Origin of the sequence: Janthinobacterium sp. PSPC1-1 (genome assembly GCF_049897625.1) — a bacterium.
GTDB classification, from domain to species: Bacteria; Pseudomonadota; Gammaproteobacteria; order Burkholderiales; family Burkholderiaceae_D; genus Janthinobacterium; species Janthinobacterium tructae.
Genome location: NZ_JAFCWP010000009.1, coordinates 188,402 through 201,596, shown reverse-complemented (window position 1 = coordinate 201,596; position 13,195 = coordinate 188,402). Strand labels below are relative to the sequence as shown.

General features: G+C 61.1%; 10 protein-coding genes. 6 read left to right on the top strand and 4 right to left on the bottom strand.

What is annotated here, in order from left to right; translation table 11 throughout:
- Positions 1–33: 33 nt before the first annotated feature.
- The 3 genes from gyrB (at position 34) to ACP7EG_RS24105 (ending at position 4,837) form a co-directional block, all read left to right on the top strand.
- Entirely contained in the window at positions 34–2,532 is a 2,499-nt protein-coding gene (gene gyrB / locus ACP7EG_RS24115; RefSeq protein ID WP_426089609.1) for a DNA topoisomerase (ATP-hydrolyzing) subunit B, read from the top strand.
- Between the two features lie 143 nt (positions 2,533–2,675).
- Positions 2,676–3,596, top strand: coding sequence for a bifunctional helix-turn-helix transcriptional regulator/GNAT family N-acetyltransferase (locus tag ACP7EG_RS24110; RefSeq protein ID WP_426089608.1), 921 nt, complete (start codon positions 2,676–2,678; stop codon positions 3,594–3,596).
- A 179-nt stretch (positions 3,597–3,775) separates the two neighbouring features.
- On the top strand, positions 3,776–4,837 hold the full coding sequence (locus ACP7EG_RS24105) for a diguanylate cyclase (RefSeq protein ID WP_426089607.1): 1,062 nt from the start codon (positions 3,776–3,778) through the stop codon (positions 4,835–4,837).
- Here the strand turns inward: ACP7EG_RS24105 and ACP7EG_RS24100 are convergent.
- On the bottom strand, positions 4,816–5,208 hold the full coding sequence (locus ACP7EG_RS24100) for a hypothetical protein (RefSeq protein ID WP_426089606.1): 393 nt from the start codon (positions 5,206–5,208) through the stop codon (positions 4,816–4,818). The genes ACP7EG_RS24105 and ACP7EG_RS24100 overlap by 22 nt on opposite strands.
- Before the next feature lie 131 nt (positions 5,209–5,339).
- On the opposite strand from ACP7EG_RS24100, the gene ACP7EG_RS24095 reads away from it, so the two are divergent.
- A complete protein-coding gene (locus ACP7EG_RS24095) occupies positions 5,340–6,299 on the top strand; it encodes a hypothetical protein (RefSeq protein ID WP_426089605.1) in 960 nt (319 codons plus the stop codon).
- 3 nt (positions 6,300–6,302) lie between these two features.
- Here the strand turns inward: ACP7EG_RS24095 and ACP7EG_RS24090 are convergent, their stop codons facing one another.
- Positions 6,303–7,064: an SDR family NAD(P)-dependent oxidoreductase gene (locus ACP7EG_RS24090; RefSeq protein ID WP_426089604.1), complete on the bottom strand. Its 762-nt coding sequence runs from the start codon at positions 7,062–7,064 to the stop codon at positions 6,303–6,305.
- A 182-nt stretch (positions 7,065–7,246) separates the two neighbouring features.
- Here ACP7EG_RS24090 and ACP7EG_RS24085 point away from each other — a divergent pair, with 182 nt between their 5' ends.
- Both ACP7EG_RS24085 and ACP7EG_RS24080 read left to right on the top strand, forming a co-directional pair.
- Positions 7,247–8,143: an AraC family transcriptional regulator N-terminal domain-containing protein gene (locus ACP7EG_RS24085; protein WP_426089603.1), complete on the top strand. Its 897-nt coding sequence runs from the start codon at positions 7,247–7,249 to the stop codon at positions 8,141–8,143.
- A 147-nt stretch (positions 8,144–8,290) separates the two neighbouring features.
- Complete coding sequence (locus tag ACP7EG_RS24080; protein WP_426089602.1) at positions 8,291–9,433, top strand: AI-2E family transporter; 1,143 nt, start codon at positions 8,291–8,293, stop codon at positions 9,431–9,433.
- A 22-nt stretch (positions 9,434–9,455) separates the two neighbouring features.
- Here the strand turns inward: ACP7EG_RS24080 and ACP7EG_RS24075 are convergent, their stop codons facing one another.
- Together ACP7EG_RS24075 and ACP7EG_RS24070 are read right to left on the bottom strand one after the other, a co-directional pair.
- Complete coding sequence (locus tag ACP7EG_RS24075) at positions 9,456–11,189, bottom strand: methyl-accepting chemotaxis protein (protein WP_426089601.1); 1,734 nt, start codon at positions 11,187–11,189, stop codon at positions 9,456–9,458.
- A gap of 359 nt (positions 11,190–11,548) precedes the next feature.
- On the bottom strand, positions 11,549–13,159 hold the full coding sequence (locus ACP7EG_RS24070; protein ID WP_426089600.1) for a toxin-antitoxin system YwqK family antitoxin: 1,611 nt from the start codon (positions 13,157–13,159) through the stop codon (positions 11,549–11,551).
- Positions 13,160–13,195: the final 36 nt, after the last annotated feature.

Sequence of the window (13,195 nt, the reverse complement as noted above, 5' to 3'; positions counted from 1 at the left end):
TCAATCAGCAATCGTTATTTGAGAAAGCAGTCCATGTCCGAGAATCCACAAGACACCCCGATCCAGGCCATCACGGAAGAATACGGCGCCTCCTCCATCCAGATCCTGGAAGGTCTGGAAGCCGTACGCAAACGCCCGGGCATGTACATTGGCGACACCTCGGACGGCACCGGCTTGCACCACCTGGTATTCGAAGTGCTGGACAACTCCATCGATGAATCGCTGGCCGGCCACTGCACGGACATCCACGTCACCATCCACAGCGACAATTCGATCTCGATCACCGACAATGGCCGCGGCGTGCCGACCGGCCTGAAAATGGACGACAAGCACGATCCGAAGCGTTCGGCGGCGGAAATCGTCATGACCGAGCTGCACGCGGGCGGCAAGTTCGACCAGAACTCGTACAAGGTATCGGGCGGTCTGCATGGCGTGGGTGTATCCTGCGTCAATGGCCTGTCGAAATTGCTGAAACTGACCATCCGCCGCGATGGCAAAGTGCATCACATGGAATTCGTGCGCGGCGTGCCGCAAGACCGCCAGATCGTCATGGTGGGCGACATCGCCACCTCGCCGATCAAGGTCATCGGCGAAACGGACAAGCGCGGCACCGACGTGCATTTCTGGGCCGACGAAGAGATTTTCACGCATGTGGAATTCCACTACGAAATCCTGGCCAAGCGCATCCGCGAACTGTCCTTCCTGAACAATGGCGTCAAGATCAAATTGTCCGACCAGCGCACGGGCAAGGAAGAAATCTTCGCCTTCGAAGGCGGCACGCGCGGCTTCGTCGAGTACATCAACAAGGCCAAGTCGGTCTTGCACCCGACCATTTTCCAGGCCACGGGCGAGCGCCTGTCGGACCAGGGCACGAACATCTCGGTCGACGTGTCGATGCAGTGGAACGATGCCTACAACGAACAGGTGCTGTGCTTTACGAATAACATCCCGCAACGCGACGGCGGCACCCACCTGACGGGCTTGCGCGCGGCGATGACGCGCGTGATCAACAAATACATCGATGAACACGAGTTCGCCAAAAAGGCGAAAGTGGAAATCAGCGGCGACGACATGCGTGAAGGCCTGACCTGCGTGCTGTCCGTGAAAGTGCCAGAACCGAAATTCTCGTCGCAGACGAAAGACAAGCTGGTGTCGTCAGAAGTGCGCGGCCCCGTCGAAGAGATCGTCGCCAAGACCCTGGCCGATTACCTGCAAGAAAAACCGAACGACGCCAAGATCATTTGCGGCAAGATCGTCGAAGCGGCACGCGCCCGTGAAGCGGCCCGCAAGGCCCGCGACTTGACGCGCCGCAAAGGCATCATGGATGGCCTGGGCCTGTCGGCCAAGCTGGCCGACTGCCAGGAAAAAGACCCGGCCCTGTGCGAACTGTACATCGTCGAGGGTGACTCGGCAGGTGGCTCGGCAAAACAAGGACGCGACCGCAAGTTCCAGGCGATTCTGCCGCTGCGCGGTAAAGTGCTGAACGTGGAAAAAGCCCGTTTCGAGAAAATGCTGTCGTCCGAGCAGATCACCACCCTGATCGCCACGCTCGGCACCTCGATCGGACCGGACGAATTCAACGTCGAAAAGCTGCGCTACCACCGCATCATCATCATGACCGATGCGGACGTCGACGGCGCCCACATCCGTACCCTGCTGCTGACCCTGTTCTACCGCCAGATGCCGCAACTGGTCGAGCGCGGCCACATCTACATCGCGCAACCGCCACTGTACAAAGTGAAATCGGGCCGCGACGAGCGCTATCTGAAAGATGACGCCGAAGAAGCGAGCTACATGATGACGGTGGCGCTGAACACGGCCGTGCTGGTGCCGCGCACAGGCGCGGAAGGCATTTCCGGCGAGACGCTGACGGAACTGGTGCGCAAGTTCAACCTGTCGAACACCATCATGACGCGTCTGACGCGCGTCATCGACCGCGCCGCCCTGACGGCCATCATGACGGGCGTGCAGCTGGACCTGTCGACCCTGGACCTGGCGGAAACCTCCGCCCTGGCCCTGCAGACGGCCATCAACGACAGCGCCGTGAAAGTGCATGTGCGTTCCGACGACTTGTCGGAAAAACACATGCTGCGCATCGAGCGCATGCACCACGGCAACATCAAAGTGACGGCCATCGACGCCGACTTCGTGCAAGGCCCGGACTACGCCGTGCTGAGCAGCGGCGCCGCCACCTTCGAAGGCCTGATCGGCGAAGGCGCCTTCGTGCGCCGCGGCGAAGGCGAACGCATGAAGGAAATCGCCGTGGTCGACTTCCACCAAGCCATGCAATGGCTGCGCGACGAAGCCGAACGCACCGTCTCGAAACAGCGCTACAAAGGTCTGGGCGAGATGAACCCGGCCCAGCTGTGGGAAACCACGATGGACCCGACCGTACGCCGCTTGTTGAAGGTGCAGATCGAAGACGCGATTGCGGCGGATCAGATCTTCACGACGCTGATGGGCGATGATGTGGAACCACGCAGGGCGTTTATTGAGAATAATGCGCTGCGGGCGGGCAATATCGACGTGTAAGCCAGCTTCCCTGGTTTTCGTGACAGCCAAGGCGGCCCTCTTCGGGGCCGCTTTTTTTATGCACGTCAAAATCCTGCTACCATATTGACATACTTGCCAAAAGCAATCAATAATCTACCATAAGCAAGCAACTGGAGCCGGCAATGTCCACGGAATCACTCAGCGAGCGCACGGAGATCGTGCGTCGTTTCAACCGTTTCTATACACGCCAGATTGGCGTGCTGCATGAACACTTGCTAGACAGCGCATTTTCGCTGACGGAAGTACGCATCCTGTATGAACTGGCGCACCGGGAGCAACTGACCAGCGCGGACTTGTGCCGCGAGCTGGGCTTGAACGCGGGCTATCTGAGCCGGGTTATTGCCGGGTTTGAAAAACAGGGATTGATCGCCAAGACGCGCTCGCCCACGGATGCACGCGCGGCGCAATTGCAGCTGACCGAACAGGGACAGCGCACCCTCGCGCCCCTGGTCGATGCCTCGCGTCGCGAAGTGACGGCCATGCTGGAACGTTTGCCGCCAACGGTGCAGCAGGAACTGGTCGCTGCCATGGGCCAAATCCAGGGCTTGCTCGGAGAAACGTCGTCCAGTTATATCCTGCGCAACCCGCAGCCGGGCGACATGGGCTGGATCATCCACCGGCAAGCCGTGCTGTATGCGCAGGAATATGGCTGGAACAACGAGTACGAGGCACTCGTTGCCGACATCCTTGCCAAATTCGTGCGGGAATTCGACCCGGTCCGTGAGCGCTGCTGGATCGCCGAGAAGGACGGCAAGGTGATCGGTTCGGTCTTCATCGTGCGCCAGGACGACACGACGGCCAAGCTGCGCCTGCTGTATGTCGATCCGTGCGCGCGCGGCCTGGGCATCGGCAGCCGGCTGGTCGATGAATGCCTGCGCTTCAGCCGCCAGGTCGGCTATACGAACATGGTATTGTGGACCAATAGCATCCTCACCGGCGCGCGCCGCATCTACGACAAGGCTGGCTTCCAGCTGGTCGAGGAAGAAGCGCATCACAGCTTTGGCAAGGACCTGGTCGGCCAGGTGCTGACGCGCGAGCTGTGACGCTCACTGTGGCGGCGGCAGAACACTGGCCGCCAATTTCCTCGCCTGGATCACCAATCCCCCCAAGAAACCAGTACACTAGTTCCTGAGCGCAACTACTTTTGTACGCGCGCCATGCCGCCTGCCGTTGCCGGGAGGCGGCCTTGCCGCAAGGCGTGTTGTCTGCCTGGACAAATGCAATGTTCACTTCGCGCAGCCTGTCTCCTGCCTTCTATTACCTGTTCTTTTCAGGAGAACGGGAGCAGCAGCAGCGCTTTTTCAAGGAACTGCATTTCATTTCGATAGCGATCCTGACGTTTGGCCTGGCTTGCTGGCTGGTCACGTTCAGCCTGACCTTGTCGCGCGCTTCGCTCGATCATGCGCAGGCGGCGCTGGGCGTGGCGGGCATGCTGGTGGGGCTGCTGCTGACCGTCTATGCCAGGTCGCTGCAGGCGATCATCGTCAGCGGTACCATCAGCGTGCTGTTCATCGCTTTCGGCTTTCGCGTGCTGATGCTGGGCACGGAAGACCCCGCTTTTTGGGTGTTGCCACTGGGCGTGATGATCACCTTGACGACGGCCCCCATCTTCAGCGGCATCGCGTATTACCTGGGCGTCTCGCTGGGCGTATGGGCCATCGTGGGGCTGGGGCAGTTTCCCGTGCATGCGGGCCAGGCCGACCAGCATTGGCCCGTGCTGGCCGTCACCATCAGCGTGATCATCGGCCTGGCGCTGAATATCTATTTTCTCGTCTTGCGCATCCATAACTACCGCTCCCAGCGCGAACTGGCGACGATGGCCTACAAGGATGGCTTGACCGGACTCAACAATCGACGCATGTTTACGCAAAGCGCCCGCATCCTGCAGCGTACGGCGCACACACCCGCGTATTTTTTAATGATCGACATCGACGACTTCAAGCAAATCAACGACGTGTACGGCCATGACGCGGGCGACGAGGTGCTGAAAAAGATCGCCGACGTCATCGCGGGGCTGTCGGGCGAGCACCTGTGCGGCCGCCTGGGCGGCGAGGAATTCGCCATCATCTACCTGGGCGAAAAGAACGCGGCCTGCGCCTTTGCCGCGCAACTGGTCGACAGCGTCGAGGCGGCTTTCGTACCGGAACGCAAGGTGTCCGTCAGCATCGGCATGGCGGAAATGATCAAGGAAGCGGACTTGTCGCACAGCTACCGGCGTGCCGATGAATCCTTGTACCAGGCCAAGAAAAGCGGCAAGAACCGCTACGTGCTCAACGCCGCCTGAACATCGCCGTTGGGCGTGGCATCGAGCAGCGCCAGCAAGGCTTGCGGTGAAATCTTCCACGGGTCGCGCTGCTCGGGGTCTACCTCATCCCAGCTGTCCCGGGCGCCGATCTTGAGGATGGTCAAGGGGATGTTCTTGCTCTCAAAGAAGGCCAGCATGCGGCGGATCAAACGGCTCACCTTGGCGTGCTCGTCCGTGTACAAAGAACAGGTATAGAAGCAGCCCTTCTCTCCCATGCGCAATTTCCTGGCCGCGCCGACACGCGATTGAAGCACGTACTTGTACAGGAACTCGGTCACGGCCTCATCGTCGACGGGGATACTGCAGGAAATGGTGATCTTGGCCATGGCAACGGGGGGACAGTGATTCAATAGCCAAGCTTAGCAGAAAGAGTTTCACTCCTGGAGTGCTAAGATCGCGGCGCGCGCATGCCGGCAAGCGGATCGGCATGGCGTCTCGACAAGGATTGCCATTGAACACCCCAGGAAAATTCACTCTGCACATGCTGTCACTGTGCGCTGCCCTGTACCTGCCGCTTTCCAGCATGGCGCAAGCCATTTCTGCCGAGGATGCCGCCTTCGTGGCCGCCACCGTGCCCGTGCCCTCGCCGCCGCTGCCCCTGAGCGCGCATCCCGAGATCCGCGCCGACGTCTTCAGGCTGCTCGGCTATGCGCGTGGCAGCTATACGCAGGACGACACCCTGGTCGCGCTCCAGGTACTCGACAGCATGCAGTCACTGGACGACATCGCGCGCACCATGTTGCCCGATGGGCGCTCGGTGCTGGCCTCCATCGATGCCGGCACGCGCGGAGCATGGCGCGCCGCCATGCTGTTCGACCCGCAACGCAAGCTGTTGGCGCTGGGCCTCGTCAATGGCCATTGTGCCCCCGCCTGCCTGCCGTCCACGCATGCCGTGCTGACACTGTTCCTGCCACCAGGTGCAGAGGACGAGATGGCCGCGCCGCTGCTGGTCTGGGCGCGGCAGCGACCACCGATGCTGGCACAGGCTGCGCCGGAGCAGCAGCAAAGCATTGCTGTGGTGGAATACATCACCACCCGCCCCGGCCAGCCCGGCTGGGAGCCGAACGACGTGCCGCCCGGCTTTCCCGCCAGCTTGCTGCACCTGCTGCTGCCGAATGCGGAACTGAACAGCAGTTCCAGCGGCGGCAAACTCATCGCACCGGCCGGCCTGGCGGGCTTGCCCATGCGCACGCCCACGGAAACGGCCGAGGCCGGCGAAGAGCCCATGCCCGATGCCGACATCACCCTGCGCAGCTATGCCGATTTCCACTGGGTGCTCAACACCTACGCCAAGCTGGCCAAGGGCGCCCAAGTGAAGGGGCATGACGACAAGGTCGTGTTTACGGGCAGCGATGCCAGCGGCCGCTACACGGTGACCTTGCGCGAGCCGGACAAGGAAAACGGCGTCTTCATCAACGTGGCCAGCTGGAAGAAAGAATAGCTCCTACAAGTAGGCGCCGCCCGAGACTTCGATGCGCTGGCCATTGACCCAGCGGTTGCTGTCCGACAACAGCGAAGCGATCATGGCACCGATGTCATCCGGCTGGCCCACGCGGCCCAGCGCCGTTTGCGCGGCGATGAACTGGTTCGTCTGCGGATTGTCGCGCACGTCGCCGCCACCGAAATCCGTGGCGATGGCGCCCGGCGCCACCGTGTTGACGGTGATGCCGCGCGCGCCCAATTCTTTGGCCAGGTAGCGCGTCATCACCTCGACCGCGCCCTTCATGGCCGCGTAGGCCGACATGCCCGGCAAGCTGAAGCGGGTCAAGCCGCTCGACAGGTTCAGGATGCGCCCGCCATCGGCGATCACTGGCAGCAGAGTCTGGGTCAGGAAGTAGACGCCCTTGAAATGGATATTCATGAGCTGATCGAACATGGCCTCACTGGTATCGGCAAACGGCGCCATCAGGCCGATACCGGCATTGTTGACCAAATAATCCAGGGTATCGCGGCCCCAGCCTTGCAAGATGGCTTGCAGCGCATGCGAAAAACCATCGAACGAGGCCACGTCGCCGCAGTCGAGTTGCAAGACGGCGGCGCGGCGGCCCAGTTGCCCGATTTCGGCCGCCACGGCTTCGGCTTCGCCACGCTGCGCATGGTAGGTGAGGATGACATCGACGCCTTGCCGGGCCAAGTGCAGGGCGGCATTGCGGCCCAGGCCGCGGCTGGCGCCCGTCACCAGTGCGATTGTTTGAGTGGTTGACATGTGCATTCCTTGGGTGGGTGAAGAGGAGACCAGTGTCGCGCCGCAGGCGATCCGCGTGAATAGGCAAAACTCCACATTCCATGCCTAAAACTCCAAGCCGCTTGCCAGCCGACGAACAGGCACGCTACGATGGCTGCACAAAAAAAAGTCAGCACCGTTGCTGCTATCAGACCAGGAATGCCATGTCCACTACCCCACTGGCGGCCGCCATCGCCGCGCATACCGCAACGCGCAACACGCCGGATGGCTTTTATGCGACCGATATCACAGCGCTGAAACTGATGCGCATAGGCGAAAAAACCCTGCCCGCCTATGCGCTGTACACGCCCGCCCTGTGCCTGGCCGTGCAAGGCGCCAAGCAAGTGATGCTGGGCGATGCGCTGTTCGATTACGGCGCCATGGAATTTTTGATTGTCAGCGTGGACTTGCCTATTCTTGGCAGGGTGACGCACGCCACACCGGAGCATCCCTTCCTCGCGCTAATCCTCGAACTCGACGTCAAGCTGTTGCAAGACGTGATCCGCCAGCTCGACGGAGAGGCTGTCGCGCCGGGCACGGCGGCGCTGGGCGTCTTCGTGGGACGGCTGGAAGAGCAGGCGGCCGATTGCCTGCTGCGGCTGGTGCAACTGCTGGGCCAGCCGCGCGCCATCGCCATGCTGGCGCCATCCATCCTGCGCGAACTGTATTACTGGCTGCTGAGCAGCCCGCAAGGCGAACAATTACGCCGCCTGGTGGCGCCCGACAGCCGCACCCTGCGCATCGCCGAAGCCATCCACCTGATGCAAGCGGATTTTACCGCCCCCATCGGTATCGGGCGCCTGGCGGCGCTGGCCGGCATGAGCGTCTCGTCCTTCCATGCGCACTTCAAAAGCATCACGTCGCTGACGCCGCTGCAATATCAAAAACAGCTGCGTCTGCTACAAGCGCGGCGCCTGATCGTCACGCGCGCGGCCAATGCCTCGCAAGCCGCGTATCAGGTGGGCTATGAAAGTGCCTCGCAATTCAGCCGCGAATACACGCGCATGTTCGGTACGCCCCCCAGCCGCGAACGGGTGGTGGGTGATGTCATACAGCACTGAAAGATTGCCCCCACGCATAGGCAAATGGCATTTTGCTATTTTGCAGTATGATTTCTTACTGTGCGGCTACGCCGAATCCCTGCCCTGCGCATCTATTGAACTCAAGCTCAACCACGCTTGAGCAGCAACTCTGTCTAAGGAATTCTTATGTTCGGTTTTAATCTGCGCGTCGCCAAGATGGTATGGACGGCTTTCCTCATCGCCTTCCTGCTCTTCCTCACCTACAAGGTCTCGTCGACCCTGATCGTGGTGGTGTTTGCCATTTTCTTCAGCTATCTCGTGTATCCACTGATCGGGCTGCTGGAGCGCTATGGGCCGAAGCGCCTGCCGCGCACGGCCAATATCGGCATCGTCTTCCTGGTGGTGATCTTGCTGGTGGCGATACTGGGTTCCATTTTCGGGGCGCGCATCGAGGAAGAGGCGATCAAGCTCAGCGATCAATTGCCAACACTGCTTAAAGGCAATAATTTTGCCGAGCGCATCCCCTTGCCGGAATTCATGGAACCCTTGCGCGCGCGCCTGCTGTCGTTCATGCAGACACAGCTGAGCAGCGGTACGGGACAAGCCATGCCGCTGGCGAAGGAACTGGGCCTGACCGTCATGCATGCGGCCAGCAACCTGATCTATCTGGTGCTGGTGCCCGTGCTGAGCTTTTTGCTGATCAAGGAAGGCCCGGACATGCGCGATGGCTTGCTGTCCTTGCTGAACCGGCCGAACAAGAAACTCTGGGGCGCCATCATCGATGACCTCGACATCTTGCTGTCGCGCTATGTACGCGCGCTGCTGCTGTTGTCGATCGCCACTTTTGTGTCGTACAGCATCGCCTTTTCCCTGATGGGCGTGCCGTACAGCCTGCTGCTGGCGGGCGCCGCCGCCTTGCTGGAATTCATCCCGTTTGCCGGCCCGCTGGCGGCGGCCGTCATCGCCGTAGTCGTGGCCGGTTTCAGCGGCTACGATCACGTGTTCTGGCTGATCGGCTTTATCGCCGCCTACCGCTTGTTCCAGGATTACGTGGTCAACCCGTACTTGATGAGCGAAGGCGTGGAAGTGAGCCCGCTGATGGTGATCGTCGGCTTGCTGGCCGGCGACCAGTTGGGGGGCGTGGTGGGCATCTTCCTGTCCGTGCCCGTGATGGCGGCCATCAAGATCGTCTTCGTGCGCGCGCGAGCGGCCTTGCAGGCGCGCCATGATGCGCATGAGAAAGCGGAACAGGCGGCAGAGGAAGCGCGCGCCCAGGCCCTGGCCGAGGCGGCGCTGCTGCAGGAACAGGGCAGCAAGGTGGCCCTGTAAGCGCAGTAATTTAAGCAGTCACTTAGAACTCTTCCCACTCGCCGCTGCTATCTGCGGCGGGCTTGGCTGGACGCGGCTTGGCGGCCGCGACAGGTGCTGCCGCAGCGCGGGCCGGTGCCAGGTGCAGGGCCGGGCGTTTCAAGGCTGTGCTGGCGGCGGCCACGACAGGCTTGCGCAAGGCAGGCTTGGCCGCTGCCGGGCCGCTGTGGGCGGCGTCGAGTTTGAAGATGCTGACCATTTCGGCCAGCGCCGCCGCCTGCTCCTGCATCGATTCCGAAGCGGCTGCCGCTTCTTCCACCAGTGCCGCATTTTGTTGCGTCACGGTATCCATTTCCGCCACCGCTTGATTGATCTGGCCGATGCCCAGTTCCTGCTCGCGGCCGGCGGCGCTGATTTCGCCCATGATGTCCGTCACGCGGCGGATGCTGGAGACGATTTCGTCCATCGTCGTGCCCGTCTGGCTGACCAGCGCGCTGCCGGCACCCACGTTCTGCACCGACGCTTCGATGAGCACCTTGATATCCTTGGCGGCGCTGGCCGAGCGGTGCGCCAGGTTGCGCACTTCCGTGGCGACGACGGCAAAGCCACGACCTTGCTCACCGGCACGCGCCGCTTCCACAGCCGCGTTCAGGGCCAGGATGTTGGTCTGGAAGGCAATGCCATCGATCACGCCGATGATGTCGGCGATCTTTTTCGACGATTCGCTGATGGTGCCCATGGTATCGACCACTTGCGCCACCAGCGCGCCACCCTTGACGGCCACGTCCGAAGCGGAGACGGCCAGCTGGTTCGCCTGGCGCGCATTGTCGGAATTCTGCTTGACGGTCGAGGTCAGCTCTTCCAGCGAGGAGGCCGTTTCTTCCAGGCTGGACGCTTGCTGTTCCGTGCGGCTCGATAAATCAAGGTTGCCCGAGGCGATTTCATTGCTGGCCGTGGCGATGGCGCCGCTGCCGTCGCGCACGCCGCGCACGGTGGTCGACAGGCGTTCCTGCATTTTCTGCAAGCCCGTCAGCAGGGCGCCCATCTCGTCGTTGCGCGTGATGACGATATCATTGGCCAGGTTGCCGTCGGCAATAGCACCGAAATGGCGCAGGGCCTGATCCAGCGGGCCGAAGATGGCACGCAGCAGCAAGAAGCTGGAAATAATCGTCAGCAAGGCGCCCACCAGCATGCCGATGATGGCCATGGTCACTTGCGTGCGGTAACTAGCCTGGCTTTCCGCATACATCGCGGCGGCCGAAGTAGCCTGGAATTGCGTCAATGTTTCGGCAGCCTGGTCCAGGGTACGGTACAGCGGCGACAGCCCCTTCATCATCAAGCCGTCAGCTTGTTCGATGTTACCTTCACGCAAAGCCTTGCTCATGACCAGCACGCCATTGTTGATATAGTCGCTGCGCTTCTTGTCCATGTCGTCGGACAGGCGCTTTTCGTCCACGCCTTGCGGCAAGCCCAGGTACACCTTCCAGGACTTGTTGGACGCTTCCAGGAATTGTTCGGCACGCGCCAGGGTCTCCTTGGCATCGGCCGCATCCGGGTGCACCATCACGCGGTCCATCGTGAAGCGGGCGCGGCCCAGGGCGATTTGCGATTCGCCGATCGCTTGCGTCGACGCCAGCTGGTTGCTGTAGACCTCGTTGAGGCTGTTGTTGGCCGATTTCAGGCTGATGATACTCATCACGCCCAGCAAGGCGATCAGCAAGCCCAGCACACTCATGGTGGCAATCAGGCGCATTTTTATTGTTATATTCGACAGCATGCAATTTTCCTTGGTAAGGGCGCAACCATGCCTGGGCATGCCGGACGGATGACGGCAAGCGCCAGATGGGCGAGGCAGTTCTTCATTGTTCAGGACAAAATTCGGTCGATGGAGCGTGAGTGGCGGCTGGGGGGAAGGCGGCCCGCTCATCATCGTCAGGAGTGAAATACAGGGCAACAGGGTTGAGGTTTCCTGTACTTTTAATTTCCTGATTGCAAGATACAGGGAAAAATTCGCTGTAGCAATATGCAGCCGGGATTTTCACGCTTTGTAACAAGTGGATGATGTTTTTTGCGCAGAACTGGCATGCCGCAATCGTGCGCGGTCGCGCCGGCATGCCAGGTATGTTAATCAGCAAGTTAATACATGGTTTCTTCGATGAGCTGGCCATCGTCGCGGAAATACTGGAAGCGGCCCGTTTTTTTGCCCATGTTGTAAGCGCCGATCTGCTTCGGTTTCCCATTCTGGAAATGTTCGATGTTGACGCCGTGCAGCACACCCTTGTTCCAGTTGCGGTGAAATTGCGGCAATTCGCCATCGGGATAAAACAGGGTTTCCGCACCATCGCGCTTGCCGTCGGCAAAGCTGCCCTGGTAACGCCGCTTGCCATCCGGATAAAAACTTTCCATCGTGCCATCGAGCACACCCAGGCGGTAATGCTCGACCAGTTCCAGCTGGCCGCTGGCCGCATACTGCTCCAGTTTGCCATCGGGCTTGCCATCGAGCATGGTCAGCACTTGCCGGCCGCCGTCCGGCGTCGCCTTTTTCCATGGTCCCTGTTTCACGTCATCGACGTAGTTGCCGCCACCGCCAGGTTCGACCCACTGGCCCTGTTTCTTGCCATTCACATAGTTGCCCTGCCATTGCACCACGCCATCGATGCGGCGTTCGCTGGGGCCGTTCAAACGGTCTTTCACAAAATGGTCATAACCGGTGAAGCTGTGCATGTCCGCTGCGCGCCATTCAGCCACGCCCGGGCTCACTTCCCAACGGCCCGTGCGCTGGCCCCGCTGCATCATGCCCGTGGTGGTTTCGTCGCCGCTTTCATACGTCCACGGCCCCTCGGCCTTGTCGTCGACAAAGGCGCCGGACGAGCGGATGGTGTCCGGCTCTTCGAAGTGCCATACGCCGGTGCGCTTGCCCTGCACATACAGGCCACGGGCAAACACGCTGCCCACGCAGTAATTCACGTCGTATTCGACAAATACGCCATCCTGGCTGGCGGCAAAGCGCTGCGGTTGCGTTTCCCAGGTGATCCACTTGACGTGGTAGCTGGGCGCGCGGCCCCCTTCCCAGCCCTTGCCCAGCAGATACGTGACGGTCAGAGCATGGCCCTCCTTTTCCTGGAAGGTTTTTTTATAGGCAAACGCGGGCGCGTCGGCCGGTTTGCCCGGCAGTAACTCGCCGTCGATATTGAAATAGCCGACCAGGGTGCCGTGCGCATGCTCGATGGCGTCGAATTCGGCAACGCCCGAGGGCGCATACGCGATGCTGTAATCGATCAGCTGCAGGGACGCCAGCGCCGCGCGTACCCGCGCTTCATCCATGACCTTGGCGCCGCGCACGATGGCGTCCAGCGCGGGCTGCAAAGTGGTCACCTTGAACATCCTGCCGCCGCTGCGCTCGTAACGGTAGGCATGCAAGCCATAGGCATTCGCACTGCGGCTGAGCACCAAGGTGGTTTCGCCTTCGCTGTCGAGGTCCAGCTGGAACACGGCTTCGATGCTGGCCTTGCCGTACTTGTCCAGGTTCATGCGTTTTTCGCTGATGCCATTGCACTGGCAATAGTAGCCGTTGACTTCGCCATTTTCCCGCAGGAAAGCCAGCACCACGCCGCCATCGCGGCGCTCGATGGCGCTGGCGGTGGCCATGGGGATGCCCTCATAAAAACGCGGCGCTGCCTGCGCTGGCGCCAGGGTACTCAGCGCCAGCAGCGCCGCCATCGTGCTCATCCCAAATATTTTCCGCATGCCAACTCCACTGCCCAAAAGCGCCATTATGCATGG

Excerpts from the sequence above, each read along its gene's own strand:
- gyrB (WP_426089609.1), top strand. The coding sequence starts at position 34 with ATGTCCGAGAATCCACAAGACACCCCGATCCAGGCCATCACGGAAGAA.
- ACP7EG_RS24110 (WP_426089608.1), top strand. The coding sequence starts at position 2,676 with ATGTCCACGGAATCACTCAGCGAGCGCACGGAGATCGTGCGTCGTTTC.
- ACP7EG_RS24105 (WP_426089607.1), top strand. The coding sequence starts at position 3,776 with ATGTTCACTTCGCGCAGCCTGTCTCCTGCCTTCTATTACCTGTTCTTT.
- ACP7EG_RS24095 (WP_426089605.1), top strand. The coding sequence starts at position 5,340 with ATGCTGTCACTGTGCGCTGCCCTGTACCTGCCGCTTTCCAGCATGGCG.
- ACP7EG_RS24090 (WP_426089604.1), bottom strand. The coding sequence starts at position 7,064 with ATGTCAACCACTCAAACAATCGCACTGGTGACGGGCGCCAGCCGCGGC.
- ACP7EG_RS24085 (WP_426089603.1), top strand. The coding sequence starts at position 7,247 with ATGTCCACTACCCCACTGGCGGCCGCCATCGCCGCGCATACCGCAACG.
- ACP7EG_RS24080 (WP_426089602.1), top strand. The coding sequence starts at position 8,291 with ATGTTCGGTTTTAATCTGCGCGTCGCCAAGATGGTATGGACGGCTTTC.
- ACP7EG_RS24075 (WP_426089601.1), bottom strand. The coding sequence starts at position 11,189 with ATGCTGTCGAATATAACAATAAAAATGCGCCTGATTGCCACCATGAGT.
- ACP7EG_RS24070 (WP_426089600.1), bottom strand. The coding sequence starts at position 13,159 with ATGCGGAAAATATTTGGGATGAGCACGATGGCGGCGCTGCTGGCGCTG.